General features: G+C 38.9%; 1 protein-coding gene. It reads right to left on the reverse strand.

What is annotated here, in order from left to right; all coding sequences use genetic code 11:
- The coding region (locus CWS31_RS17670; protein WP_211355870.1) for a hypothetical protein at nt 1-517 on the reverse strand (517 nt) is incomplete at both ends.

A 517-nucleotide genomic window follows, 5' to 3' on the forward strand; every position in this document is an offset into this window, starting at 1 on the left:
TATTGAAATCGTTAACGTCAGCTAAATCTAAGGTATTGCCGCTGCCCGTTAGGTTTAACGTATCACTGCCAGATCCTGCTTCAATAATATTGGTAACACTTGCTATATCAGCAATGTTCAAAGTATCGTCATTATCGCCTAAATTAAGGCTCGCAATAGCATCAGCAACATTCGTATTAATCGTCACACTATCGTTACCAAGACCTGTAGTAATGCTTGAAATAGCGCCGCTATTAACGGTAATAATATCAGCACCATCACCTGAGGTTATACTGGTAACATTAGCAGAAACGGTATAGTCATCCTTATCAGAACCACCAACTAAGTCTCTAAAACCGCTAAAGGTCGTTGTATCATCATCACCTAATTTAATAGTACCCGCATTTTCAGCGTTAACTACCCAGGTATTAACGGTATTTGTCGCTTGTAAAGTATTGTTGTTATTGGTGGTGGTATAAATATTGAAATCGTTAACGTCAGCTAAATCTAAGGTATTGCCGCTGCCCGTTAGGTTTAA

Origin of the sequence: Colwellia echini (genome assembly GCF_002843355.2) — a bacterium.
Lineage (GTDB): Bacteria > Pseudomonadota > Gammaproteobacteria > Enterobacterales > Alteromonadaceae > Colwellia > Colwellia echini.